We start from the raw sequence: 22,951 nt of genomic DNA on the forward strand, positions 1-22,951 counted from the left end.
ATGGCCATGACGGACATTGCCGACCTGATCGAACCGCTGGTGGCGTTCCGCCGCGACATTCACGCCCATCCCGAACTGGGCTTCCGCGAACATCGAACCGCCGGACGAATTGCCGAACAACTCCGCGCGCTGGGGCTGGAGGTGCATGAGGGGATCGGCCGGACCGGCGTGGTGGGCGTGCTGCGCAACGGCACGTCTTCGCGCAGCATCGGCCTTCGCGCCGACATGGACGCGCTGCCGATCGAGGAGCAGACCAACCTGCCCTACGCCAGCAGGACGCCCGGCACTTTTCACGGATGCGGTCATGACGGGCACGTCGCCATGCTGTTGGGCGCAGCGCAGCATCTGAGCAGAACCCGCCATTTCGACGGCACCATCCATTTCATCTTCCAGCCCGCGGAAGAAGGCCATGGCGGCGCCGGCGAAATGGTGCGGGAGGGGCTGTTCGACCGCTTCCCCTGCGACCGGGTGTTCGCCCTGCATAACTGGCCCGACCTTCCCGCGGGTACGATCGCGACGCGTCCCGGACCCATTATGGGCGCGGCCGACAAGTTCGAGATCCGGCTGGAGGGTCGCGGCGGCCATGCGGCGATACCGCACAGCACGCCGGACGCCATACTGGGCGCCGCCGCGCTGGTGCAGCAATTGAACAGCATCATATCGCGTCGAATCCCGCCGACCGCCTCGGCAGTTCTGTCGATCACGCAGATCCACGGAGGCCACACCCATAATGTGATCCCCGACGCCGTCACCGTCACCGGTACGGTGCGGACATTCGATCTTCAGGTCCAGGACCGGATCGAAAACTCGATACGGCAGATCGCCGCAGGCGTCGCGCAGGCGGGGGAGCTCACCGTCTCGGTCGATTACACAAGATATTATCCCGCGACGATCAACGATGCCGAGTCCGCACAGGAGGCATTCGCCGCCGCCGCGTCGGTGGGCACTGCGATCCTTGCGCCGGACCCGGCCTTCACTTCGGAAGATTTCGCCTTCATGCTACAGGCCTGCAAGGGGGCCTATATCTGGCTGGGGCAGGCTAGGGCGGAGGGATCTGCCCCGCTGCACAACCCGCATTATGACTTCAACGACGATGTACTGGAACTGGGCGTTCGGCTCCATGTGGCGCTGGCCGAGCGTCATCTGGCGCCCTGACCCTTTGCCTGGCGGGCCGTTGGCTGTGACCCGGCGTCGATCCGTTGCGTTTTTTCTCGCGTCCGGAGGAGACATTGATCGCCCCCTCCTGCCCGTTCCACCTGCAGCGCCTCAGAATTCCGAGACGTCGATCTTCTCGCCCGGCGTGAAACGCGCCAGCCGGTAGGGGTGCGGATCGACAATTGGGTCATGGCCCGTGGCGATATCGGCGACCAGATGCGCCGCGCCGGGTCCGATACCAAAGCCGTGGCCGCTGAAGCCCGCCGCAAGGATAAGGCCAGGAACGGCCGGTATCTCGCCAATCACCGGAACGCCATCGGGCGTGCTGTCGACAAAGCCTGCCCACGCCCCCACCATGGGCGCCCGCGCCACTTCCGGGATCAGCCGAGAAACGCGCTCGACAGTGAGCCGGATAGTCTTGGGATCGGGAACGGGATCGAGAATGCGGCGCGCCTCCATCGGCGTCGGCCGGTCGAGCACCCAGCGCGAAAGCGTTTCGTGCCCTGCGCGAAAGCCCTGCAGCCCGCCGGGCGACACCTTCTTCCAGCGCTGCCTGAACATCGGGATGAACTGCTTCTGGAACCGCAGGAACTGCATGGTCGGATCGACCTTGGCCCGCCCGCTATAGGCCAGGCTATGGGCCCCGTCGCCGCGCCGCGTGATCGACATGGAATCGCCATAGAACGCGTCCGGCAGACTCATGTGGCCGGTGCCCACCGCAAGGATCGACTGGCGCACGGTGGCCTGCGGAAAACGCACATCAAGCTGCCGCATGAACGACGATGCCCATGCTCCGCCCGCATGAATCACAAGGTTCGTGGCGATGGTGCCACGTTCGGTCACGACGCCGCTCACCGCGCCGCCGGTCGTCTCGATCCCGCGGGCCGCGCAGGCCTGGTGCACCGTGCCGCCCAGGGCCATTACCGCGCGCGCCACCGCGGGAACGGCCAGGCCCGGATCGGCGATGCCGTCCATCTGCGAGTGCACGCCGCCCTTCCAGACCTGCTTCGTGAACTGGCCCCTTTCAGTCGCTTCCTGGCTGTTGAGCATTCGCGTCTTTACGCCGATCGAGCGGGCATATTCGCCCCAGCGCGCCCAGGTCTCTATCTCGGACTCGTCGTTGCTGACATAGAACAGCCCGCAGCGGCGGAACCCGGTCTCCTCGCCGCTCTCAATGCCGAATTGTTCCCAAAGGTCGAGCGCCTTGGTCGCAAGCGGCAGTTCGCGCTCATCGCGGTTCTGCTGCCGGCACCAGCCCCAATTGCGGCTCGATTGCTCCCCGCCCACGACGCCCTTCTCGACCAGCGCGACCTTCAGGCCGCGCTGCGCCAGATAATAGGCCGCGAAGGTGCCGATGATGCCACCGCCGATGATGACGGCATCGGCCTCCGCAGGCAGGGTTGGCGAGGATTGGATGAAACGCATCGGCGCGGGCATGATGAAGTCTCCAGTAAGCCGAAAGGTCAGGCGAAGCCGAGGATGGACTTGACCTCAAGATATTCCTCGAAGCCGAAGGCGCCATATTCGCGTCCATTGCCGGATCGCTTGTAGCCCCCGAACGGCGCGTGCGGGTCCCAGGCGGGATGGTTGAGGTGCACCTGGCCGGTGCGGATGCGCCGGGCGATGCTGCGCGCCTGTTCCATGTCCTTGCCCTGAACATGGCCGCCAAGGCCGAACATGCTGTCATTGGCCATGTCCACCGCCTCATCGACATCATCATAGGGCATGATGACGAGTACCGGTCCAAATATCTCTTCCTGGGCTATGCGCATGGCGCAGGTCACGTCGGAAAAGATCGTGGGGCGGACGAAAAAGCCCTGCTCCAGCCCCTCCGGCTGACCGGCGCCGCCGCAGACCAGCCGCGCGCCATCGTCCAGGCCCGCGGCGATCATCGTCTGCACGCGATGGAACTGCGCCCGGTTCGCGATCGGACCCATCACGGTCGCCTCCTCCCCCGGAGGGCCGACGACGATGGATTCCGCCGTGGCGCGCGCGATCGCCTCCACCTCGGCCAGGCGGTCGCGGGGAACGATCATGCGCGTGGGCGCGCTGCATGACTGGCCGACATTGCGGAAGGCGGCCATCACGCCGAGCGGAACCACCCGTTCGAAATCCGCGTCGGGCAGCAGGATATTGGGCGATTTCCCGCCCAGTTCCTGCGTCACCCGCTTGACCGTGGGCGCGGCGGCCTGCGCCACCAAAACGCCCGCCCGGTTGGACCCGGTGATCGAGATCATGTCCACATCCGGGTGAGCGGCCATGGCGGCACCGACCTCCGATCCCGTCCCGTTGACCAGGTTGAACACGCCGGCGGGCGCACCCGCGTCATGCACGATCTGGGCGAACATCATCGCGCTCAGGGGCGACAGTTCGCTGGGCTTCAACACCAATGTGCATCCCGCCGCCAGTGCCGGCGCGACCTTTGCCGTAATCTGGTAGAGCGGCCAGTTCCAGGGCGTGATGAGCGCGCAGACGCCGATCGGCTCGCGCACGATGGCGGTGCTGCCGCGCATCGTCAGAAAGTCATAGTCGCGCAGCACGTCGATCGCCGCCTGGACGTGCGCGGCCGCCAGCGAGACATGCGCCGCCCGCGCATGACCGATCGCCGCGCCCATTTCCAGCGTCAATATCCGCGCCAGCGGCTCGGCGCGTTCGAGGATCAATGCATGGATCCGCTCCAGCAGCGCGATGCGCGCCTCCATCGGGGAATCGGCAAAGGCCGGAAAAGCGCGGCGCGCGGCGGCAACGGCGCGATCGAGGTCAACCGACGTCCCTGCCGCCACTTCGGCGATGCTTTCGCCGCTCGACGGATCGATCACCGGCAGCGTCTGCGCGCCAGGGAGCTCGACCCAAGCACCGTCAATATAGGCGCAACCCATATTGTCCACGACGGACCCCATGATTTCGGCCAGGTTCGTCGTCATTCCACCATGTCCTTGAAGCGATAATAGGCGCCCACGAACGGCAGGAACCACGGCTTGCCGAAATGGCCGGGGATGGCGGGCCAGTCGAAATCGCGCCAGGGGTTCAGATCGGCGCGGCCGTCAAGCACCTCCGCCATGATCGCGCCCATATAGGTCGCCATGTGCGTGCCGTGGCCGCTATAGCCCATGGAATAGAACAACCCGTCACGCTCGCCCGCGCGGGGCAGCCGGTCGCGGGTCATGTCGACCATGCCGCCCCAGCAATAGTCGATCCGCGCATCCGCCAGTTCCGGAAAGACCTCCACCATCGAACGACGCAGGATGATCCCGCTCTTCGCGTCGGCTCTGGGATCGCTGCGTCCTGAAAACCGCGCGCGGCCACCGAAGATGAGCCGGTTGTCCGGCGAAGTGCGGAAATAATTGACGAAATGACGCGTGTCGGTGGTGTTGCGGCGACGGGGGGTCAGCCGGTCGAGCTGTTCGGTCGACAGGGGCTCGGTGGCGATCAGATAGGCGCCCACCGGCACGATCCGCCGCCGGAACCAGCCCAGCGGGCCGGTCGCCGATGTACCCGTGGCCAGCAGCACCTGGCTGGCGCGCACGCTTCCGTGCGGCGTCGTCAGCTCATGCGCCTGGCCGGCGGTCCGCCTGATGCGGACCAGCGGATTATGTTCATGGATGATCGCGCCATGCCGCGTCGCCGCCTCCGCCAGTCCCTGGCCGAACATGCCCATGTGCATGTTCGCGCTCTTTTCGTAGAGCATGCCCCCGAAATAACGGTCGGACCCGATTTCCGCGCGCATCTCCGAACGCGGCACCATACGGGTCTGTGGGTCCACCTCGCGGGCCAGCAATTCCTGCGACCGGGCGATCTTGTCATAATGTTCCGGCTTGGCGGCCAGCTTCAGCTTGCCCACGCGGCCGAAATGGCAGTCTATCCCTTCCCGGGCAACGATCGTCTCGACCAGGTCCACCCCGGCGTCGAAGGCGCGATAGAGCATGTTCGCGCGTTCCGTGCCAAGGCGCGCGCACATGCCGGCATAATCCTGCGCGAACCCGTTGTTGCACATGCCCCCGTTGCGGCCGGAGGCCGCGCCGGCGACGCGATCCGCCTCCAGCACGACGACCTTCGCCCCCTTCCTGGCCAGCGCAAGCGCGGCGGAGAGGCCGGTGAAGCCCCCGCCCACCACCGCGACGTCGGCGGTACCCTGGGGCCCGCCCTGCGCACCCGATGCGAAGGGGGTTGCCGTATCGAGCCAGTAGGAAGTCATCTTCATGCGCGTCTATCCATTGCAAGGAACAGCGATCACAGTCTTTACCAGCCCCGCATGCGCGGCCAGGTCATGGCGATGTCGCGGCCGCCATTCGCCACCACCTTGTAGCAATCGTGCTGCGCGCCGGTGGCGCAGGCATGGTTGGGCAGCACCCGGACGCGCGTGCCGATGGCGAGATCGGGAAGCGGCGCGTCGCTGCCCGGCCGTACCTTGATGATGCCATGTTCCTGGCTCGCATCCTCGATGATGAGGTCGTTGAAGGGCCTGCCGTCAATATCGCAGACCAGGCCATAGCCCTGGTCGACGGGATGCTTCTGCGTGCCGCGGTCCCGCGACATAGCCATCCAGCCTGCGTCGGTCAGGATCCACCCCTTCTCCCGGCGATGGCCGATCACGGTCGCCACCACGGAAAGCGCGATATCGTCGATCCCGCATACCCCGATGCCATGCATGACGAGATCGAAGAACATGAACACTCCGGCGCGCACTTCCGTCACGCCCTCCAGATTCCGGGCGAAATGGGCCGTCGGCGTCGATCCGACACTGACGACGGGCACCGGGTGCCCGGCTTCGCGCAAAAGCTGTGCCGCCGCCACCGCCGCCGCCCTCTCGCCCTCGGCCGCTTCCGGCAGGCCGACGCCGCCGCGCGCGCCATAGGATTCGCCCGCATGGGTCAGCACGCCGCGCAGATCGACACCCCCCGCCCGCAGTGCATCGGCGATGACGAGCAGCATGGAATCGTCGGGCAGCAGGCCGCCCCTGTGCCCGTCACAGTCGATTTCGATGAGGACAGCCGGCATGGCCTTGCCGTCCCGAGCCGCATCGACCAGCTCCTGCGCCTGTTCGATGGAATCGATCAGGACGGACAGGTCGACGCCCCGTGCCACCAGGTCGCGCGCGCGCTGTATCTTGTCGGGGCCAAGGCCGACGGCATAGGTGATGTCGGTAAAGCCGCCTTCGGCGAAATATTCCGCCTCCGCCAGGGTCGAGACGGTAATCGGTCCGCGCCCGTCCGGGAACAGTCGCCGGGCCACATCGATCGACTTGGCACTCTTCACATGCGGACGGAAAGCGACGCCCAGCGAGGCAAGGCGCGCGCGCAGCCGCGCGACATTCCTGTCGACCTTCGACACGTCCAGGACAAGGGCCGGAGTCTCGATCGTCTCCAGGCTTTCGGCGATCGGGGCATCGCCAATGGGGAAGGAATTCTGGGTCATGATATCCACCTTGCTGAGGTCATGGCGCGGATCAGCCGAGCGATTGATTGGAAAGGGCGTAGAGGCGCGCTTCCGGTCCGCCCTGGGGCGGCTCGCCAAGCGACATGGACAGGACCTGATGTACCCGCGGCAGGCCGATGCTTTCCAGCCAGGGGGAGAGGCCGCAGCTTTCCGTGACATCGATCCGGACGAAGTCGCCGACATGCCTTGCGGCAAGCGCGGCGATCAGCGCGCGCGCATCCGTCGCGTCGCGGGCAACGACCGGTCCGATCACATGGCCGCGACCCCAGCGGCGCACGCAGCCATAGCCCGCCACGCGACCGTTCCGCACAACCAGCCGCATGTCGGCGATAGCGGCAAGCCCGTCCAGCAATGCCGCGCGGTCCATGCCGGAAGCTTCCCTGTCGAGCGCTATCAGCGCAGCCCGATCCTCCGGACCGGCGGCGCGAAGCAGCTCCGACGGTCCGATCTCGGGCGCCTGCGCCAATATCGCCTGATGCTGGTACACCGCATCATAGGGCGTGAAGCCCAGCCGGCGGTACAGCGCCTCGCCCTCCAGCGTCGAATTCAAAATAACCGTGCGCCCTTTCGCATCAGCCAGCAGCGCATCCATCAATTTCGCGCCGATCCCCTGCCGCTGCGCCTTGTCCGCGACGATGATCATCCCGGCGGAACCATGGTCGGCGCCATAGGGCCACCACAGCGCGGTGCCGACAAGTTCGCCATCAGCCTCGACCGCAAAGCCCCGGCCCAACTGGAGGGCGAAGGCCCAATCCTCGATGCGATAGGGCCAATCGAGAGCCTGCGACAGGGCATGCGCCTGGGCAAGGTGACGAGCCTCCAGCGGAATCGCGTCGCCCGCCGTCGGCCGGGCTGAGGAAGAGGCAGATATCGTCATCTGGAACGTTCACCCATTTTCATTTCCGCGCACGATCCGCGACGAGGATCATCCGCACCCCTGGTCGATTATGCTGCACGTCTGCGGCATGCTGGCAACCGTCATTAAGCCCGTTACTGCTGGCAAAATCTCCTGAATGTCTCGATAAGGCGAAGCTGTCCTGCGGTGCGATGCATTTGGCTCGACAGATGATGCCGTGACAGGGATGCCATCCGGAAAAGGGCGCGTGCTGCCTGACGGAGCGGTTCGCGCCCTGCCACTTTTCGTTCCGCCTCAGGCGACCGGACGCTGGATCGAATAGAGCTTCCTGACATATTCCTCGCTCAGCCAGGCGCAGCCATCGCCCCGGACGAACATGAACACATCACCCTTCTGGAAAGTCACGCTGCCCTTGTCGTCGGTGAAGGTCACCTTCCCGTCGAGCAGCAGCATCAGTTCGACCTGCCGATAGGGAATGAGACGACGATGATAGGGCGTCGAATCCCAGATGCCGCAGGCAAACTCCCTGTTGGCGGAAATATAGTCCGAGTGGGAGCGGCAGGTCGGAACCGGGCCAAGCAAATTTTCCGACGCCGGCGGGTTCGAGGGCGACAGTACCGCATTCTTGTCGATCAGCACCGGTTCCGAAACATTGCCGGCAGCCTGGGTCGGCGCGGCGTAGATGATGGCCAGAAGATCGTCCGATGCGCGCCAACGGAAGCTGCTGCCGACCGGCAGCACCGCGCCATTGTCCGCCTCGACCACCAGCCTGCCGGCCCCGCTCTCGATTTCGAGGCGCCCCTGAAGGACGAGGACGCATTCGTCGGTCAAAAGCCTGTCGACCTGCCCTTCGCCGCGCAGCGCGAAAGCGGCAACTTCCACCGCCGCATCGGAAAAGGCGGGTTCCGAACGGCCCTGAAACCAGTCGCCGGAAGGTGTCGCGCCAGCCGCATAGGCGCGCATGTCGATGACGGCGTCAACCTGCCGGTCGATAACGATGCTCATAATCCGAAAGCTCCTGAAAGGTCGTGAGGATTGGTCATGCCATTTCCCTTCAGGACTGCCGCCTATCTGGCCCGGACATCGCGCCGCAGGGCGATGCCGCGCCTTGAAAACCATCCAGTCGGCCGCAGGGAATTCATGAATGCGATGTGCCTGCCGGGCATTCTATGGATATGACTTTGTCAAAGACGCCATAATTGCCCCCGGCATTGGCATAGGCTGATCCTGCGCCTGTCGGAATCGGCATCATCTGCCGCGACGAAAGCGGTTCAGCCGCCGTCTGAAAGTTCAGCGGGGATCGCGGACCTGTTGCGCGCCGCTATCAGATGTTGGGCAATCGTCAAATCCTGCAATGCAATTCCCGAACTGTCGAAAAGCGTGATCTGTTCGGCAGAGGTGCGGCCCTGCGCCTGTCCGCTCAGGACGTCGCCGATGGGGGTGATCAGGCGATGATCGCCCTCAAAATGCTGAAGGTCACCCATTACCACAGCCTGCGGCACCAGGTCGCAGAACAGCGAAGCCCGCTCGAACAGGGCCGGCGGAAGCTCCTGCTTGCCAGCCGCATCCGACCCCATGCTGGCGACATGGGTGCCGGGCCTGATCCAGTCCGCGTCGAACAGGGGCGCGCGCGAAGGCGTCGCGGTCACGACGATATCGGCCCGCCGGCAAGCGGTTTCCGCATCGGCGCGCTCTGCGTCCAATCCTGCCTTCGCCAGCAGGTCGACGAAGGCATCCCCCTTCGCCTCGTCCCGCGCCACCACCAGGACCTGCTTGATCGGGCGGATGCGCGCGAGGGCAACGCACTCGTAAAAGGCCTGATTGCCGGCCCCGAAAACGGACAGGATCGACGAATCTTCCCGGGCGAGCGCGTCCGCGGCAACGGCATCCCCAGCAGCCGTGCGATAGGCGTTCACCTTCCCGGCCTCGATCACCCATTCGATCCGGCCGACATCCTGATCGAACATCAATATCAGCGAATTGTGCCGGGGAAGTCCCTGTTCGGCATTACCTGGCCAGAACGAACCCACTTTCAGGCCTGCAAAGGTCGACGTCGACGCAGACTTGATCGACATCCGGTTCGTGGGCGCAGAGCCATGAGCCAACACCGCAGGAAAGATGACGGCGTCGCGTCCGACCGCGATGAATGCCTCACGCGCAGCCTGATACGCCATTTCGTGCGAGATGAGCGACGCTGACATTTCCTCGGATATGAATTTCATCTTGATCGTCCTGACGATGGTGGAATCCTGCCGGCACAGAACCGTTGCGCCGCACAAAATGTATATACAGATTTTCCTGGGCCCGCCAAGCAGTTGTTGACGCACCCTCGCAAGCGCAAAAGCGGTTCCCACTCTGCCCCGCGATGCTCTAGGACCATGCGATGGACAGGACAGAGCTTTCATCGGGAATGCGCGGTCAGATCATCGCCCATGTCACCAGCCGGATCATGAGCGGCGAGTGGCAGGCCGGGGATCGCATTCCGTCCGAGCAGGCCCTGACCGACCTGTTCAGGGTCAGCCGCATGACGGTTCATCACGCGTTGCGCGACCTGGCGGCGCGCGGATTCCTCATTCGAAGGGCAGGGTCCGGCACCTTCGTCGCCGGACCGAGCGAATATGTAACGGAATATCGCCACCATGACATCATCAAGGAGATCACGCGCCGTGGCGGGCGCCACAAGGCCCAGGTGCTGCGTCGCGAATTGCGGGAGTCGTCGCCTGAGGAAGCTGCGGCGTTCAACATGTCTCCGCGGGAGATGCTGTTCCATGCCATTGTCCTTCATCATGAAGACGATCGGCCGATAGAGCTGGAAGACCGGCTGATCGCGCCGCGATTCCTTCCGGACGCGATGGAGATGGACCTGACGAGCCAGACGATGTTTTCCCGCCTCATGCTCGTCAAACCCAATCGCCAGGGAACGGAGGTCCTGCGCGCCGTCACAGGATCCCAGCGCGAAATGGCGTTGCTGGACATCGACGCCGGCACGCCGCTGCTTGAAGTCGTGCGCCGGACCTGGTCGCCCGAAGGGGTCGTGACCGTCGCGCGCATGTTGCGGGCAGGAAGCCATTCCGCACTCACGGGCTCCATCCGCAATCTCGATCCCAGGGACAATCAGCACCGCTGAAGCTGCAGGATCGCAACCAGTTGCGGTTTCCGCGCGAATCGCGTAGATACTGAACCATATGGTTCAGTGTTTAACACCTCCCCTCGATCTCTCCTTTGCGGCGCTGGCCGATGCGACCCGCCGGGGAATCGTGGAGCGGCTTGGCCGGGGCGACGCGTCCATCACCAGCCTTGCCGACCAGTTCCAGATGACGCTGACGGGCATGAAGAAGCATGTCCAGGTGCTGGAACGGGCGGGACTCGTCGTCACGCGGAAGATCGGACGGGTCCGCAAATGCGCGCTTGGAAAATGCGACCTCAGCGCGGAGGCCGAATGGATCGAGTCCTGTCGCAAGCTCTTCGAGGCCCGCTTCGACGCCCTGGACGCCATCATCGACGAAATGAAGCAGGAGAGAAGGGATGAATGAGCAAAACCGCACGACCGTCGAACGCAAGGGGACTCGCGAACTTCTCGTGACGCGGCTGTTCGACGCGCCGCCCAGCATGGTCTACCAGGCGTGGAGCCAGCCCGAATTGTTCCAGCGCTGGTGGATGCCCAGATCCGCATCGGGCATTTCGCTCCTCTCATGCGACATGGACGTCCGCACGGGTGGCAAATATCGCCTGGAATTCGGCACCGGCGGTTCGGACAGCATGGCCTTCTACGGCAAATATCTCGAAGTAGTGCCGAACGAACGCATCGTCTGGACCAATGATGAAGGCGAAGAGGGTGCGATCACGACCGTGACTTTCGAGGATCAGGGCGGAAAGACATTATTGCGCTTCCACGAAATCTATCCATCCGCCGCGGCGCTGGAAGAAGCGCTGCAAGGTTCGGCAGCGACATTGCCGGAACAATTGGCGCAGCTCGACCAATTGCTGGCCGGCATCGGCGATTGAGGCCACTTGGCGAACGCCTTCGGGAGCAGGCCTGCTCCCGGAAAGCGGGCGGCTCCCGGTCCGGACGGTCGCCCGCCTTCAGTTCTGCCGATCTGATGCGGCGGGTGGCTCAGCCCTTTCCAGAAAGCGCTGAGCCAGGCCGCGATAGAGTTTTTCCTTGCACACAAGCTGCGCTGCGAAGTCCGCCACCTGCATTGTGACAGCCCACCTCCAGCTAGAGCGATTTTCCAAGCGATAGGAACCGATCACTGGTCGAACACCCGCCGGCGATCAGCCAGGCGTCAGCTTCGCGGGCCCTTCGTGGCGAACCAGATGACATGCCTTGGCCCCTTCCCGTTGCTGCGGGCGCGCACGGCGACCTCCTCCACGGCCAGGCCGGCGCGGGAAAGGCGGCGGGCGAAGCTTGCGTCGGGAGCAGCGGACCAGATCGCCAATATGCCGCCCGGCTTCAGCGCGGCGATGGCGGCCGCGATGCCCTGCGCCGAATAGAGGCGGTCGTTCGCCTGACGCACAAGCCCATCCGGCCCGTTATCGACGTCGAGCAATATGGCGTCGTACACGCCGCGCGCCGCGCCGATCACATCGGCCACATCCGCCTGGACCAGACGCACGCGCGGATCGTCCAGGCACCCTGCGGCCAGTTCCACCATCGGCCCGCGCGCCCATTGGATGATCTCCGGCACCAGTTCCGCCACTGTCACGCTTCCCGTGTCGTCCAGGGCCGCCAGCGCCGCCCGCAACGTGAACCCCATGCCATAACCGCCGATCAGCAGATGCGGACGCGCCCGGCCGCGCAGCCGCTCGCAACTGAGATTGGCCAGCGCCTCCTCCGATCCGCTCATCCGGCTGCTCATCAGCTCGTTGCGGTCGAGCACGATCATGAAATCCCCGCCCCGCCGATAGAGGGTCAGTTCCTCGCCACCGGGAACCTGCGCCGATCCTATGAATTCGCGTGCCTGCATATCATCTGCTCCCGGCGTTTCGTCGCCAGCGGGGGCTTTACGGCAATGCGGCGCGGCGTCAAAGGAGCGAGATGCGATATTTCCTCGATACAGAATTCAACGGCTTTGGCGGCGCCCTGATCAGCCTGGCGCTCGTCCCCGAAATCGGAGACCAGGATTTCTACGTCTCGCTTCCCCTGCCGGCCGAAATCCATCCCTGGGTGGAAAAGAATGTGATTCCCTATCTGCGCTTCGTGCCCCCGGGCGTCGACCATCAGTTGAACCGGGTGGAGGCGGCCCAGCATCTGGAGGCCTATCTGGCTCATGACCGCGATCCCGTGATCATCGCTGACTGGCCCGATGACCTGGCCCATTTCTGCGCCCTTCTCGTAACCGGTCCCGCCGAGATGATCAGGCTGGACGGGCTGCGCCTCGAACTCATCAACGGCGCGGGGTTCAGCGCCGCATCCAACAGCCGGATGCCGCACAATGCCCTCCATGATGCGCATGCGCTCAAGGACTTCTATCTCAACTGGGCCATCTGAACGGCGCCGGGGCGCCGCTCGAGGGCGCCTTTTGACAGCAGCCGCCGGACGGCGCATGGGCGGGGCATGCACCTCGCCCATTTCGACATCGACCTGTTCCTGCGCGACTATTGGCAGAAACGTCCGCTGCTGATCCGCAACCCGTGGAGCGTGTGGCGCAATCCGCTCGATCCCGACGATCTGGCCGGGCTTTCCTGCGAGGAGGGCATCGATTCGCGCCTCATCACCCGGCGGACGGATCGGCTCGCCATGGAAAGCGGCCCGTTGCCGGAGGATCGTTTTACGGAACTCGACGGCGCCTGGACGCTGCTGGTGCAGGCGGTCGATCATCATGTGCCCGATGTCGCGGCGATGATCCAACCCTTTCGCTTCATACCCGATTGGCGCATCGACGATGTGATGGTCAGCTACGCGACCGACGGAGGCGGCGTCGGGCCGCATTTCGACCAATATGACGTGTTCCTGGTGCAGGGCCTGGGAAGAAGGCGCTGGCGCGTCGGCCCGCGATGCGATTCCTCGACACCGCTGCTGCCGCATGACGACCTGCGCCTGATCCCCGATTTCGAGGCGACGGACGACTATATCCTCGAACCGGGCGACATTCTCTATGTTCCGCCCTGCTTCGCCCATGACGGCGTGGCGATCGGCGGGAACTGCATGACCTATTCCATCGGCTTTCGCGCGCCATCCCGCGCCGAGCTGGTCGAAAACTGGTGCCGGCATCAGGCCGACGACATGGCGGACGAGGATCGCTACGCCGATCCCGACCTCCGCCGCCAGCCCAATGCCGGCGAGATCGCCGCGTCAGCCCTCGACCGGATGCATGCCATGGTGCTGGAGGCTCTCTCCGACCGCAGCGCCTTCGCCCGCTGGTTCGGCCTATATAACAGCCTGCCCAAGTCGGCCGACATGGACTGGCGGCCGGACGAACCGACCGACGAACAGACGGTGCGCGCCCTCCTGGCCCAAGGCGTTCCGCTCAGCCGCAATCCCGCCAGCCGTTTTTCCTTCATCCGGCAAGGCGAACCGGACCTGCTGCTGTTCGTGGACGGCCATGACTTCGACTGCGACGGGGACACGGCGCGGCTGGCCGAGGGGCTGTGCAGAGAACCGACCATGGTCGTGGACGCCAGGCTGGCTGCCTCCCCGCCCGTGATCATGCTGGTCGCGGCGTTGATCGACCTGGGCAGCCTGGCGTTCGACGCGGACTGATCCGTCATGGCACTCATCCTGTTCAACAAGCCCTATGGCGTGCTCTGCCAGTTCACCGATGAAAGGACGGGACCACCCCGTCCCACGCTCGCCGCCTATATCGACCGTCCCGGCCTTTATCCTGCAGGGCGGCTCGACCTCGACAGCGAGGGATTGTTGCTGCTGACCGACGACGGCCGCCTTCAGGCGCGGATAGCCGATCCGCGCTTCAAGATGCCCAAGACCTATCTGGTACAGGTGGAGGGCGATCCGGACGAGGCCGCGCTGGCGGCGCTGCGGCGTGGCGTGCGCCTGAAGGATGGCCTGACCCTCCCCGCTGAGGTCGAACGCATCGACGCGCCCTCCCTCTGGCCCCGCGATCCGCCCGTCCGGTTCCGAAAGAGCGTTCCCGACTGCTGGATAAGGCTGACGATCCGCGAAGGACGCAATCGGCAGGTCAGGCGAATGACGGCGGCTGTCGGCTATCCCACCTTGCGGCTGGTCCGCTGGAATATTGGCGACTGGGCGCTGGACGGCATCGCGCAGGGCCAATGGCGCGAGGCGTGAACGCGGAAGGGGCGGCTTGATCTGGATGACGTCTTTTGCAGTTGCCCCAGGCAGGCGGTGTCCGCATAGCGAAGCCATGGACGAGAAGTTGACGAATCTCATCACGACTATTGTCGGCCGGGTACCCCAATGGATACGGCACGACCTGCTGTCCAAGGATGCAGCCGTCAAGCAGCGGGCGGAAGAAACGCTGGCCGCGATGATCGCCAATGCCCTTGCCGCAGGAACCGACGAATCCGCGGCGAGTTAGCAGGAGAGTTCGTCTCAACAAGGCTCCGGCAATGACCTCCGGCTCTTTCTTCGCCTCCCTCATGCCCGCCGCCCTCATGCCCGTGGCCATGATCTGCGTGGCCTTGCTCGCCACCGCGCCCGCCAGCGCGCAGGGAGCGGCCCGGGGCATGGAGGTGCAATGTGCAGCCGGACGGCGCTTTACCCTCCATGTCGATGATGCCCGGGCAACGATCATCTGGACGGAGGGACGACTCACGCTGGAACGCGGGACCTTGTCGCTGGGCAGATATTATCGCGGCCCGACGGCCGCGCTCATCATAGACGGTGACTATGTGTCGTTCGTGCCGAAGGGCGACCGGAACTGGCGCGACTGTCATTTCATGCCCAGGATGGGTGCCGTCGAAAACCAGTGATCAAACCCATTTCCGCACAGAAAATTCGACGATCGCGGAACGGGATCGACTTTCCGAGAATTGATTGACTGGGCGCAAGCACGAATATTGCTGACCATTACTGGAAATGCGGCGTTTACAATCCGCGTTGATTTCCGCAAATAGCGCTGACATCCTCACGAAACGGGTCCGCTCACATGGCTGAAGAAGACAAGAACGATATCACTGCCCTCACCGTCCAATTGCTTAGCGCCTATGTCTCCAGAAACAGCGTTTCGAGCGAAAGCCTCGCCGATCTGATCAGGACCACCCGGACGGCGCTGACGGAAGACGCGGCCGCGGCCATTGCCGAACCCGCTGCCCAGAGCTTCACGCCTGCGGTTTCCGTGCGCAAGAGCCTCGCCTCGCCTGACCATATCCTCAGCCTCATCGACGGCAGACCCTACAAGACCTTGAAGCGCCATCTGGCCGCTCATGGCCTGACCCCGGAACAATATCGTGAGCGCTACAGGCTGCCGAGCAGCTATCCGCTGGTCGCCCAAAGCTATTCGCAGACCCGGCGCGCCGTCGCGGAAAAGACAGGCCTCGGCCGGAAGCCAGCCGTTGCCGGAAGCACCGCCTCTCCACAGGCACCGGTCGCTGCCGCAAGCCCGGCCCCTTCTCCCGGCACAAAGGCGGCGGCGCCCAAAGCCCCGGCAAAGGCCGTGACCCCGAAAGCTGCGACCCCGAAAAAGGACAAGGCCGACGCGCCCGCCCCGGTCATTTCGAACCGTGGCAGTCGCGCCGCCCCTGCGTCCGCCAGCAAGCAGTCGCGCAAGCGCCTGTCGATCGCCGCGCCGAAAAGCGACAAGGAGAACGGCAAGACTGCTACGTCCCCCAAGGCGTCCAGCCAGGAAAAGAGCGTTGCTAAGAAGGCCGCCCCTGCCAAGCCCAAATCATTGAAGGCAGCGCTGGAAGCGGCGAACTCGCATCTGGGAAACGATGGAAAGGCCGCTGAGACAACAGCCGCCAAGTCCTGATCATGGGCGGGAAGCAAGATGCGAAGTTCTTGCTTCCCGCCGCCTACGACTTCACCATATGGCTGACACCAGCGTTCCCGCAACCACAGGCCCGGTATTCAATGCCTGTCGCGATGACGACGCAAGACCCGTTACTTCGGCCCCGTCACGTCCGCCCCATCACTTCCGAACGAAACGCCAGCGATCGGGCGTGCTTTCCTCTGGATCGAAGCGATAGCCGTCGCTGTCGAAACCCTGCATCGCATCGACGTCGCCGATATGATGCTCGCACATCCAGCGCGCCATCATGCCCCGAGCCCGCTTCGCATTGAAACTGACGAAACGAGGCCCCTCGGGACCGGGCTCACGAAAATCGACATCGATGACCCGGATGCCCGCCAGCTTTCCTTCCACCGCCGCGAAATATTCCTGGCTGGCCAGGTTCAGCACCACGCCTGATCCTTCCTCCGCCACCTGCATGCGCAGCAGGTCGGCGATGCGGCCACCCCACCAGTCGGTCAGCTTCCTGTGGCGCGGCGCCCAGCGCGTTCCCATTTCCAGCCGATAGGGCCTGATGGCATCCAGCGGCCGCAGCAGGCCATAAAGGCCCGACAGCATCAGGACATGGTCCTGCGCAAAGGCGATGCCCGCTTCGTCCAGCGTCTGCGCTTCAAAGCCCGCATAGACGTCGCCGGCGAAAGCGAACAGGGCCTGCCGCTCGGGCTGCTCAGGGAAATCGCGAAATCGCTCCGCATTGAGCTTTGCCAGACGCGGCGAAATATGCATCAATTCCGACAGTCGCTTTTGCGACAGCCTCGCGGCCGATCTGGCAAGACTATGGGCCTCCTCGACGAAATGCGCCCTCGTGGCGGGCAGAGGTGGCAATGCGCTTTCGAAATCAAGCGTCTTGGCGGGGGATAGCAGCACGATCATGACGCCTCCCTAGCGATCACCCGACCATGCGTCAAAATGCCTGGGGGCTCTCCACCCTGACGCAAGGCCGATACGTCCCGCGGAACGATCAGTCGTCCGAAGAGTAAGGGCCAGTATAGCGCTGGCCGCGCACGAGCGGATGAGAGCTGCTGTACAGAAACGAAACACCAGGACAGCCCAGCGTCTCAGCTTGATACACATCAAGTTTGAAATTTTTGTCGCATTGCGCTGTCATTCTATTAAGAAAGATATAGTAAATTAGATATAAGTAACGATCAACTTTTGTTTTACGCATTTTGGGGGGCCAATGCGCCGCGACGCTCGCAAACTGCTGGAGAAGCTGAACCGCAAGGACTTCGCCTATCGCGACTTTGAGGACAGATTCTCCGAAACCGAATTATGGCCTATCTTCGCCGCCGTGCTGGGCGACAGCAAGATTGTCGGCGATGAAGCGGCGCCCCTGCCTGTCTGGCAGGCCCGGCAGGACGAAAAGCCGGCCCCTGTACGGCTGGCACCGCAATCTTCGCCCGAACCCGGTCAGATCTTTGCCCAATATGGCAAGTCCCAACACCGGCCCGCGCCGAAAAGCGATGTCGACCTCCGGGAATTCTTCAACCGCTTCTCGGAGTTGGATTGATGACCGTCATCCTGGTTCAATCGCCCAAGGGTGGCACCGGCACCACCTTCCTGACGGCCCAGCTTGCCCTGCACCTTGCAGGCAAGGGCTATGAGGTGAATGCGCTGGACTGCACCTTCCAGGATTCGCTGAAGATGCATTTCGGCTTCATGCCGGCGCAGGCCGTGCCGGAATGGGGCGCAGGCGGCGGCGAACCGCTCGTCGCGTTCGGCGTCAGCGTCCTGCAGGGCCATGGCCAGAGCCGTTCCGCTACATTTGCGACGCGCGTGGAGGGTGAACTGGACCGGATCTTCGATTCCGGCCATGTGTGGATCCTGGACGTCGCGTCGGAGGACCGGCATCTGCTGGAACTGCTGACGCCACGCTGCGCACTGCACATCTGCCCGCTGCTGCCCACCGCCGCTTCGCTCGCCACGCTCAACCGGCTCAGCGCGACGGCTCCGGCAATGAAGCTCGACCGCACTGTCTTCGTCCTGAACCAGCTCGACGACAGGCAGAAGCTGTCGCGTCACAGCCACAGCTTCGTCCGCGACCTGTTCGGGGACCAGTTGCTCGCCACCATCCGCCGCGACGAGGCCGTCAATGAAGCGCTCGCGCGGTTTGAACTCATCAGCAAATATGCACCGACCAGCGCCGCGCTGCAGGACCTGCGCCTGTTCGCGGACGCGGTAGAAGAGCGCATCGGACTGACACCTGCCACGGGAGAGGCGAACATCGAGGTTACAGGAGACGCCTGATGTCCCTCCCTTCCCATTTCGCGCCGCAGGCCCTGTTCAGGCTTGCGGTGGGGCTCTTCGTGGCCGCCGTCATCATCGCCGTCGTCACGGTCCCGCTCGATTTGGAGTCGCAGTGGATCTTCGCGCTGACGACCATGGCGGGCGTGATCCTGTTCAACCGTTCGCCCGGGAAGCGGTCGACCATCGCCATCGGCATATTGTCGCTGCTGGTGTCGACCCGCTATCTGTTCTGGCGCACGACCCACACGCTGGACTTCGACAGCCTGCCCGCGGCCCTGCTGGGCACGGGCCTCTATCTGGCGGAACTCTATGCCTGGGTCATCCTGGTCCTGGGCCTTTTGCAGACAAGCTGGCCGCTCGACCGCCCGGTTGTGGAGATCGAGGGCGAACCTGATCAATGGCCGGTCATCGACGTCTATGTCCCGACATATAATGAGAGCCTGGCGATCGTCCAGAACACGGTCTTCGCCGCGATGGACATGGACTATCCGCGCGACCGGTTCCACGTCTATATCCTCGACGACGGCCGGCGCCCCGAATTCCGGGCCTTTGCGCGCCAGGCGGGCTGCGGTTATCTGACCCGGGCGGACAATCTGCATGCCAAGGCAGGCAATCTCAACGCCGCGATGAAGAAGACGGACGGCGAACTAATCGCGATCTTTGACTGCGACCACGTTCCCACCCGCGCCTTCCTGCAGATGACGGTCGGCTGGTTCCAGAAGGATGCGCGGCTCGCGCTGATGCAGACGCCGCACCATTTCTATTCGCCCGATCCGGTGCAGCGGAATCTGGGCAATGTGAAGGAACTGCCTGGCGAAGGCGATCTGTTCTACGGCGCGGTGCAAAAGGGCAACGACCTGTGGAACGCCACCTTCTTCTGCGGGTCATGCGCGGTCATCCGCCGATCCGCGCTGGAGCAGACCAACGGCTTTGCCGGCGAGACGGTGACGGAGGACGCCCATACCGCGCTCAAGCTGCAGCGCATGGGCTGGAACACCGCCTATATCGGCGTCCGCCTGTCGGCCGGCCTCGCGACCGAGCGGCTGGTGCTGCATGTCGGCCAGCGCATCCGCTGGGCGCGCGGCATGACGCAGATCATGCGGATCGACAATCCGCTGTTCGGACCGGGCCTCAACTGGCATCAGCGGTTTTGCTACCTGAACGCGATGCTGCATTTTCAGTTTCCGCTGCCGCGCATCGTGTTCCTGACCTCCCCGCTCGCCTATCTGATCGGCGGACAGAACATCATCCATGCCTCGGCCGCACTGATCTTCGCCTATGCGCTGCCGCATCTGTTCATCTCCACCATGTCCAGCGAACGTATCCAGGGCGGCGACCGCCGGCCCTTCTGGGGGGAAATCTACGAAACGCTGCTCGCCTTCCACCTGGTGAAGCCGACGCTGTTCACGCTGCTGAACCCGCGCAAGGGCAAGTTCAACGTGACCGACAAGGGCGGCCTGCTGGACCAGACCTATTTCGACGGCACAACCGTGCGGCCGCATGTCATCACCGCCCTGCTGCTGATGTTCGGCGTGGTCTTCGGCTTCATCAAGCTGAATTTCCCGCTCCTGTTCGACGCGCAGTGGGACACGGTGCTGCTCAACACCGCTTGGGCCAGCTTCAGCCTGCTGATCCTGATCGCGGCCATTTCCGTCGCGCGCGAACAGCGTCAGGTGCGCGAGAATATCCGCATCACCGCGCAAATGCCGGTCACGCTCTATTTCGACGACGGCTATGTCGTCGACGGCACGACCGTCGACATTTCGCTGGGCGGTCTGGCGGCGAATCTGCCGGACGGTTTCGCGCTGCAGGGGCGCCATGTCACGGACATCTCGCTGCCGATGGGTGACGAGACGCTGACCATTCCGGTCGACACCGTTCGCATGGACAATGGCCGGGCAAAGCTGCGCTTCCAGCCGCTCGACATGGTGCACGCCCGTCATCTGGTGCGCGCCGTCATGGGCCGCGCCGATGCGTGGCAATCGGACAAGCCGCTGGCGCCGGTCGCCGGCTTCAAATCCATCAAGGATATCTTCAGCGTGGGCATCGACACGATCATCGACATTTGGCGCCTGCCGCGTCGCCGCAAGAAGGCGATGCGCGCCATGGCCGCCGCCGCGGCCGCCGGCGCGCTCGCCACCACATCCGCCAACGCGGTTCCAGCCGCGCCGGCCAGTGCGCCCGCCGCGGCCGCTCCCATCGCTTCATCCAGCGGCAGGCAGCAACGATTGCTGCTCAAGGACCTGCAGGTCAAAAACCCCATTCGCCTTGCCGGAACACGCGGCGAATATGGCATTCCCTTCGGCCTGCGCAGCAACCAGGTCGTGACCGGTGCCTCGCTGACCCTGGCCTTCAACTTCTCCCCCTCGCTGCTCGGCGACCTCAGCCAGATCGTCGTCCTGCTGAACGGAGAGGTGGTCAATGCCCTGCCGCTCCGGCCTTCGGACGGCACGGCGCAGACGGTGACGGTGCCGATCAATCCGGCGCTGTTCCTGCCGGGCGACAATTCGCTCAATCTGCGCTTTATCGGACATTATACCCGCGACTGCGAAGACCCCTTCCACAGTTCGCTCTGGGCCAATGTCAGCAACACGCGGTCGGTGCTGAACATCACCACCCAGTCGCTGCCGCTGAAGCCCGATCTTGCGCGCCTGCCCGCGCCCTTTTTCGACCGTAACGACAATGTGGCGCTGAAACTGCCCTTCGTCTTCGCGGGCAAGCCGACCAATGGCGAGTTGGAGGCCGCAGCCAGCACCGCGTCCTGGTTCGGCGGCATGGCCAGCTATCGCGGCTATTCCTTCAAGCCTAGCTTTGGCCAGATCCCCGCCGGCAATGCCGTGCTGTTCGTGACGCCGGGCCGCCGCATCCCCGGGATCAACCTTCCCGCCGGCCCCGCCGCGACCATCATCACCAACCCGGTGGACAGCGAGGGCCAGTTGCTGGTCGTCAGCGGCAGCGACGAAAAGCAGCTGAAGCAGGCTGCGGCAGCGCTCGCCATCGGGCGCGGCATGCTCGGCGGGGCGAGTGCGTCGCTGGACGGCGTGCGCCTGCCTTCCTTCCCCCGCTATTCCGCGCCGCGCTGGCTGCGGACCGACCGGCCCGTGCGCCTGGGCGAGATCGTGCCGCGCTACGCCCTGCAGGGCATCGGCCTGCCACCCGGCCCGCTCAGCGCCGGTTTCCATGTGGCGCCCGACCTGTTCTTCTGGCCGCGCCAGGGGGCCAAGCTCGACCTGCGCTACCGCTATCCCTCCGCTCCCTGGCTCGACAAGTCCCGCTCGCGCCTCGACCTGTCGATGAACGGCCAATATCTGACCACCTTGCCGCTGACCGGCGAACATTGGTGGGACAAATGGTTCGGCGGCGGGCGACCCACGGCATACACGTCGCGCGCCGACGTCATCCTGCCTCGCTATGACCTGTTCGGCCAGAACTCGCTTGTGTTCGACTACAACCTGCTGGTCCAGTCCAAGCAGCGCTGCGAGGGCATGCTGCCCGACAATGTGCGCGTGAGCATATTGCCGGAAAGCTCGATCGACCTCAGTCACGCCTATCATGCGCTGCACATGCCCAACCTTGCGAGCTTCGCGGGCGGGGGCTATCCCTTTACCGTGCGGCCGGACATGGCAGAGACGGTCGTCTTGCTGCCCGGCGATCCCACGCCCGGCGTGGTGGAGGCCTTCCTGAACGTCATGGGTCGCTTTGGTGACGCCACCGGAACCCCGGCGATCCGGATCAGCGTCACCCGTTCGATCGATGCCGCCCGCATGGCGGGCAAGGACCTTTTGGTGATCGGTCCGGTCCAGATCGCCCAGTCGGAATCGCTCTTCGCCGGCGCGCCCGTCTTCTACCAGGATGGTCGGCTGCGCGTCACCGAACGCACGCCGGTGGAGCGGGTCTTCGACCTCTTCTCCCCTTATGAGCGCAGCGACAGCGCCACCGTCGACGGCTTCTTCTCCGGGACCGACAGCTTCAGCGGCATCGTCGGCTTCCGGTCGCCCTTCGACGCCGATCGCAGCGTCGTCGCGCTGCTGGCCAGCGATCCCGAAGCGCTGCCCGCTCTGGTCAACGGCCTTAACGACACCAAGATCAACGCCCAGGTCCAGGGCGACCTTTCCGTGGTGGACGGCGAAAGCATGGCCAGCTTTGCGGTGGGCAACGGCTATTGGGTCGGATCGCTGCCGGTCTGGATGAAGATCGCCTTTTGGATGAGCCAGCGGCCCTTCCTGATCGCCCTGGGCGGCCTGCTGGTCGCCTTCCTCATCTCCGCCCCGGTCTATCTGCTGTTCAAACGGCAGGAAGCCAAGCGCCTCGAAGCGGTGAAATGATC

22 protein-coding genes are annotated in these 22,951 nt (G+C 64.4%); 13 read left to right on the forward strand and 9 right to left on the reverse strand.

Annotated features, from left to right (window positions below; genetic code table 11):
- The first annotated feature begins 6 nt into the window (after window positions 1-6).
- Window positions 7-1,155, forward strand: coding sequence for a M20 aminoacylase family protein (locus ACN9MX_RS15485; RefSeq protein ID WP_363829346.1), 1,149 nt, complete (start codon window positions 7-9; stop codon window positions 1,153-1,155).
- A 111-nt stretch (window positions 1,156-1,266) separates the two neighbouring features.
- Here ACN9MX_RS15485 and ACN9MX_RS15490 read toward each other — a convergent pair whose 3' ends face one another.
- The 7 genes from ACN9MX_RS15490 to ACN9MX_RS15520 all read right to left on the reverse strand — a co-directional run bounded on the left by ACN9MX_RS15490 (window position 1,267) and on the right by ACN9MX_RS15520 (window position 9,669).
- A complete protein-coding gene (locus ACN9MX_RS15490; protein ID WP_363829348.1) occupies window positions 1,267-2,592 on the reverse strand; it encodes an NAD(P)/FAD-dependent oxidoreductase in 1,326 nt (441 codons plus the stop codon).
- A gap of 26 nt (window positions 2,593-2,618) precedes the next feature.
- Window positions 2,619-4,079 (reverse strand): aldehyde dehydrogenase family protein, encoded by a 1,461-nt coding sequence (locus ACN9MX_RS15495; protein ID WP_414714643.1) that lies wholly within the window; start codon window positions 4,077-4,079, stop codon window positions 2,619-2,621.
- Window positions 4,076-5,356, reverse strand: coding sequence for an NAD(P)/FAD-dependent oxidoreductase (locus ACN9MX_RS15500; protein ID WP_363829350.1), 1,281 nt, complete (start codon window positions 5,354-5,356; stop codon window positions 4,076-4,078). Before ACN9MX_RS15500 ends, ACN9MX_RS15495 begins: the two co-directional genes overlap by 4 nt.
- A 38-nt stretch (window positions 5,357-5,394) precedes the next feature.
- Window positions 5,395-6,570, reverse strand: coding sequence for an alanine racemase (locus ACN9MX_RS15505; protein ID WP_363829352.1), 1,176 nt, complete (start codon window positions 6,568-6,570; stop codon window positions 5,395-5,397).
- Window positions 6,571-6,601: 31 nt separating this feature from the next.
- A complete protein-coding gene (locus tag ACN9MX_RS15510; protein WP_363829355.1) occupies window positions 6,602-7,468 on the reverse strand; it encodes a GNAT family N-acetyltransferase in 867 nt (288 codons plus the stop codon).
- A 273-nt stretch (window positions 7,469-7,741) separates the two neighbouring features.
- On the reverse strand, window positions 7,742-8,452 hold the full coding sequence (locus tag ACN9MX_RS15515) for a cupin domain-containing protein (RefSeq protein WP_363829358.1): 711 nt from the start codon (window positions 8,450-8,452) through the stop codon (window positions 7,742-7,744).
- A 266-nt stretch (window positions 8,453-8,718) separates the two neighbouring features.
- Complete coding sequence (locus ACN9MX_RS15520) at window positions 8,719-9,669, reverse strand: ornithine cyclodeaminase family protein (RefSeq protein ID WP_363736584.1); 951 nt, start codon at window positions 9,667-9,669, stop codon at window positions 8,719-8,721.
- Window positions 9,670-9,830: 161 nt separating this feature from the next.
- On the opposite strand from ACN9MX_RS15520, the gene ACN9MX_RS15525 reads away from it, so the two are divergent.
- Genes ACN9MX_RS15525 through ACN9MX_RS15535 form a run of 3 tightly spaced genes read left to right on the forward strand, consistent with a single transcriptional unit; the run spans window position 9,831 to window position 11,452 of the window.
- Window positions 9,831-10,574 carry a UTRA domain-containing protein gene (locus ACN9MX_RS15525; protein WP_363829361.1) on the forward strand — a complete coding sequence of 248 codons (744 nt, stop codon included), beginning with the start codon at window positions 9,831-9,833 and terminating at the stop codon, window positions 10,572-10,574.
- 58 nt (window positions 10,575-10,632) lie between these two features.
- Entirely contained in the window at window positions 10,633-10,980 is a 348-nt protein-coding gene (locus ACN9MX_RS15530; protein ID WP_133651537.1) for an ArsR/SmtB family transcription factor, read from the forward strand.
- Entirely contained in the window at window positions 10,973-11,452 is a 480-nt protein-coding gene (locus tag ACN9MX_RS15535) for an SRPBCC family protein (RefSeq protein ID WP_363736588.1), read from the forward strand. The genes ACN9MX_RS15530 and ACN9MX_RS15535 overlap by 8 nt, the downstream gene beginning before the upstream one ends.
- A 281-nt stretch (window positions 11,453-11,733) precedes the next feature.
- Here the strand turns inward: ACN9MX_RS15535 and ACN9MX_RS15540 are convergent, their stop codons facing one another.
- A complete protein-coding gene (locus ACN9MX_RS15540) occupies window positions 11,734-12,414 on the reverse strand; it encodes a spermidine synthase (protein ID WP_363736589.1) in 681 nt (226 codons plus the stop codon).
- A gap of 71 nt (window positions 12,415-12,485) precedes the next feature.
- Between ACN9MX_RS15540 and ACN9MX_RS15545 the strand changes: the two genes are divergently transcribed.
- The 6 genes from ACN9MX_RS15545 to ACN9MX_RS15570 all read left to right on the forward strand — a co-directional run bounded on the left by ACN9MX_RS15545 (window position 12,486) and on the right by ACN9MX_RS15570 (window position 16,338).
- Window positions 12,486-12,938, forward strand: coding sequence for a hypothetical protein (locus tag ACN9MX_RS15545; RefSeq protein WP_133651540.1), 453 nt, complete (start codon window positions 12,486-12,488; stop codon window positions 12,936-12,938).
- Between the two features lie 66 nt (window positions 12,939-13,004).
- Window positions 13,005-14,150, forward strand: coding sequence for a cupin domain-containing protein (locus ACN9MX_RS15550; RefSeq protein WP_363829364.1), 1,146 nt, complete (start codon window positions 13,005-13,007; stop codon window positions 14,148-14,150).
- A gap of 6 nt (window positions 14,151-14,156) precedes the next feature.
- Complete coding sequence (locus ACN9MX_RS15555) at window positions 14,157-14,696, forward strand: pseudouridine synthase (RefSeq protein ID WP_363752530.1); 540 nt, start codon at window positions 14,157-14,159, stop codon at window positions 14,694-14,696.
- Window positions 14,697-14,772: 76 nt separating this feature from the next.
- Complete coding sequence (locus ACN9MX_RS15560; protein ID WP_363736592.1) at window positions 14,773-14,946, forward strand: hypothetical protein; 174 nt, start codon at window positions 14,773-14,775, stop codon at window positions 14,944-14,946.
- Window positions 14,947-14,977: 31 nt separating this feature from the next.
- Window positions 14,978-15,340 (forward strand): hypothetical protein, encoded by a 363-nt coding sequence (locus ACN9MX_RS15565; protein WP_363829366.1) that lies wholly within the window; start codon window positions 14,978-14,980, stop codon window positions 15,338-15,340.
- 176 nt (window positions 15,341-15,516) lie between these two features.
- Window positions 15,517-16,338, forward strand: coding sequence for a MucR family transcriptional regulator (locus tag ACN9MX_RS15570; RefSeq protein ID WP_363829369.1), 822 nt, complete (start codon window positions 15,517-15,519; stop codon window positions 16,336-16,338).
- Window positions 16,339-16,497: 159 nt separating this feature from the next.
- On the opposite strand, the gene yaaA is transcribed toward ACN9MX_RS15570, so the two are convergent.
- Window positions 16,498-17,250, reverse strand: a complete 753-nt coding sequence (gene yaaA, locus ACN9MX_RS15575) for a peroxide stress protein YaaA (protein ID WP_363829371.1) — start codon at window positions 17,248-17,250, stop codon at window positions 16,498-16,500.
- A 307-nt stretch (window positions 17,251-17,557) separates the two neighbouring features.
- On the opposite strand from yaaA, the gene ACN9MX_RS15580 reads away from it, so the two are divergent.
- From ACN9MX_RS15580 to bcsA, 3 genes are read left to right on the forward strand one after another with little or no spacing between them, the layout of a single operon-like run.
- Window positions 17,558-17,887 carry a hypothetical protein gene (locus ACN9MX_RS15580; RefSeq protein ID WP_363829374.1) on the forward strand — a complete coding sequence of 110 codons (330 nt, stop codon included), beginning with the start codon at window positions 17,558-17,560 and terminating at the stop codon, window positions 17,885-17,887.
- The gene (locus tag ACN9MX_RS15585; protein ID WP_363829376.1) at window positions 17,887-18,624 is read left to right on the forward strand and encodes a cellulose synthase operon protein YhjQ/BcsQ; all 738 of its coding nucleotides are present in this window, start codon (window positions 17,887-17,889) and stop codon (window positions 18,622-18,624) included. The genes ACN9MX_RS15580 and ACN9MX_RS15585 overlap by 1 nt, the downstream gene beginning before the upstream one ends.
- Entirely contained in the window at window positions 18,624-22,949 is a 4,326-nt protein-coding gene (gene bcsA / locus ACN9MX_RS15590) for a UDP-forming cellulose synthase catalytic subunit (RefSeq protein ID WP_363829378.1), read from the forward strand. The genes ACN9MX_RS15585 and bcsA overlap by 1 nt, the downstream gene beginning before the upstream one ends.
- Window positions 22,950-22,951: the final 2 nt, after the last annotated feature.

This window comes from Sphingobium sp. R-21 (genome assembly GCF_049913335.1).
In the GTDB taxonomy this organism is placed as follows: domain Bacteria; phylum Pseudomonadota; class Alphaproteobacteria; order Sphingomonadales; family Sphingomonadaceae; genus Sphingobium.

Bases quoted from the DNA above. Each gene is read 5' to 3' on its own strand.
- ACN9MX_RS15485 (WP_363829346.1), top strand. From the start codon at position 7: ATGACGGACATTGCCGACCTGATCGAACCGCTGGTGGCGTTCCGCCGC.
- ACN9MX_RS15490 (WP_363829348.1), bottom strand. From the start codon at position 2,592: ATGCCCGCGCCGATGCGTTTCATCCAATCCTCGCCAACCCTGCCTGCG.
- ACN9MX_RS15495 (WP_414714643.1), bottom strand. From the start codon at position 4,079: ATGACGACGAACCTGGCCGAAATCATGGGGTCCGTCGTGGACAATATG.
- ACN9MX_RS15500 (WP_363829350.1), bottom strand. From the start codon at position 5,356: ATGAAGATGACTTCCTACTGGCTCGATACGGCAACCCCCTTCGCATCG.
- ACN9MX_RS15505 (WP_363829352.1), bottom strand. From the start codon at position 6,570: ATGACCCAGAATTCCTTCCCCATTGGCGATGCCCCGATCGCCGAAAGC.
- ACN9MX_RS15510 (WP_363829355.1), bottom strand. From the start codon at position 7,468: ATGACGATATCTGCCTCTTCCTCAGCCCGGCCGACGGCGGGCGACGCG.
- ACN9MX_RS15515 (WP_363829358.1), bottom strand. From the start codon at position 8,452: ATGAGCATCGTTATCGACCGGCAGGTTGACGCCGTCATCGACATGCGC.
- ACN9MX_RS15520 (WP_363736584.1), bottom strand. From the start codon at position 9,669: ATGAAATTCATATCCGAGGAAATGTCAGCGTCGCTCATCTCGCACGAA.
- ACN9MX_RS15525 (WP_363829361.1), top strand. From the start codon at position 9,831: ATGGACAGGACAGAGCTTTCATCGGGAATGCGCGGTCAGATCATCGCC.
- ACN9MX_RS15530 (WP_133651537.1), top strand. From the start codon at position 10,633: ATGGTTCAGTGTTTAACACCTCCCCTCGATCTCTCCTTTGCGGCGCTG.
- ACN9MX_RS15535 (WP_363736588.1), top strand. From the start codon at position 10,973: ATGAATGAGCAAAACCGCACGACCGTCGAACGCAAGGGGACTCGCGAA.
- ACN9MX_RS15540 (WP_363736589.1), bottom strand. From the start codon at position 12,414: ATGCAGGCACGCGAATTCATAGGATCGGCGCAGGTTCCCGGTGGCGAG.
- ACN9MX_RS15545 (WP_133651540.1), top strand. From the start codon at position 12,486: ATGCGATATTTCCTCGATACAGAATTCAACGGCTTTGGCGGCGCCCTG.
- ACN9MX_RS15550 (WP_363829364.1), top strand. From the start codon at position 13,005: ATGCACCTCGCCCATTTCGACATCGACCTGTTCCTGCGCGACTATTGG.
- ACN9MX_RS15555 (WP_363752530.1), top strand. From the start codon at position 14,157: ATGGCACTCATCCTGTTCAACAAGCCCTATGGCGTGCTCTGCCAGTTC.
- ACN9MX_RS15560 (WP_363736592.1), top strand. From the start codon at position 14,773: ATGGACGAGAAGTTGACGAATCTCATCACGACTATTGTCGGCCGGGTA.
- ACN9MX_RS15565 (WP_363829366.1), top strand. From the start codon at position 14,978: ATGACCTCCGGCTCTTTCTTCGCCTCCCTCATGCCCGCCGCCCTCATG.
- ACN9MX_RS15570 (WP_363829369.1), top strand. From the start codon at position 15,517: ATGGCTGAAGAAGACAAGAACGATATCACTGCCCTCACCGTCCAATTG.
- yaaA (WP_363829371.1), bottom strand. From the start codon at position 17,250: ATGATCGTGCTGCTATCCCCCGCCAAGACGCTTGATTTCGAAAGCGCA.
- ACN9MX_RS15580 (WP_363829374.1), top strand. From the start codon at position 17,558: ATGCGCCGCGACGCTCGCAAACTGCTGGAGAAGCTGAACCGCAAGGAC.
- ACN9MX_RS15585 (WP_363829376.1), top strand. From the start codon at position 17,887: ATGACCGTCATCCTGGTTCAATCGCCCAAGGGTGGCACCGGCACCACC.
- bcsA (WP_363829378.1), top strand. From the start codon at position 18,624: ATGTCCCTCCCTTCCCATTTCGCGCCGCAGGCCCTGTTCAGGCTTGCG.